This window comes from Actinacidiphila sp. bgisy167 (assembly GCF_057707665.1).
This window is the reverse complement of the sequence record NZ_JBYIQP010000208.1, coordinates 1-1,225: the sequence shown is the minus strand read 5'-3', so window position 1 is coordinate 1,225 and position 1,225 is coordinate 1. Positions and strand designations below refer to the sequence as shown.

The 1,225-nt window shown below is 67.7% G+C and carries 1 protein-coding gene; it reads left to right on the top strand.

Going from position 1 to position 1,225, the window contains the following annotated elements:
* Positions 1–1,083: IS701 family transposase (locus tag AC3ET4_RS30815; RefSeq protein ID WP_431955266.1), on the top strand; the 1,083-nt coding region annotated here is incomplete at its 5' end.
* Positions 1,084–1,225 lie beyond the last annotated feature (142 nt).

The following is a 1,225-nucleotide window of genomic DNA, read 5'->3' as shown; positions in this document are numbered from 1 at the left end:
GCTCTGGACTACCTGAGCACGTTGCTCGCACCGCTGGAGAAGAAGAACGGGTGGACGCTCGCCGAGCAGGCCGGCCAGCGTCGCCCGGACGGGTTCCAGCGTCTGCTGAACTTCGCCGACTGGGACGAGCACGCGGTCCGGGACGACGTGCGTGACTTCGTCATCGAGACGATCGGAGCGAAGGACGCAGTCCTGATCGGGGACGACACCGGATTCCTGAAGAAGGGCGTGAAGTCGGCCGGGGTCCAGCGGCAGTACTCCGGAACGGCCGGACGCACGGAGAACTGCCAGATCGGCACGTTCTTGGCCTACGCCTCCGCAAAAGGCCGCGCTTTGATCGACCGCGAACTGTACATCCCGGCCTCCTGGACGGACGACCGCGAGCGGTGCCGGGCGGCCGGGATCGGGGACGAGGTCCCGTTCGCCACGAAGATCGAGCACTTCAAGTGGATGCTGCAACGCGCGATCGACGCACGCGTGCCCTTCGCCTGGGTCACCGCGGATGAGGCATACGGCCAGGTCAAGCACATGCGGGCCTGGCTGGAGGAACGGCACGTCGCCTATGTCCTGGCCACCAAGGTCAACGACACCGTGCCCACCACCGGCGGCACGGACGCCGAGGTCCGTGACCTGATCGCCGACCTGCCCCGGCAGGCATGGAAGCGGATCTCTGCCGGTGCGGGCGCGCACGGCCAGCGGTTCTACCACTGGGCCCGGACCGCGATCCGGGCCCAGTGGGAGGACGGCTTCGGGCACTGGGTCCTGGCCCGCCGAAGCATCAGCGACCCCACCGAGATCGCTTACTACGTCTGCTACGGGCCTGTCGCCTCCCGGCTGAAAGACCTGGTCAAGACCGCCGGTGTGAGGTGGCAGGTGGAGGAATGCTTCCAGATCGCCAAGGGCGAATGCGGCCTGGACCACTACCAGGTCCGTCTCTACCGTGCCTGGTACCGGCACATCACCCTCGCGATGGCCGCCCTCGCCTACCTGACCGCCACCCGCGCCGCAGAAGCCGCAAAAGGGGCGGCGGAGACGACGAGCACGACCTCATACCCCTCAGCGTCCCGGAGATCCGCCGGATGATCGGGCACGTCGTCATCACGCCCCGCTGCCATACCAACGAGCACCGTCTCCACTGGTCACACTTCCGACGCCGCAGCCAAGCCCGAGCCCGCCGCTGCCACTACCAACGCCGAGGCCACGACCCACACATGCGGTTGCAGTA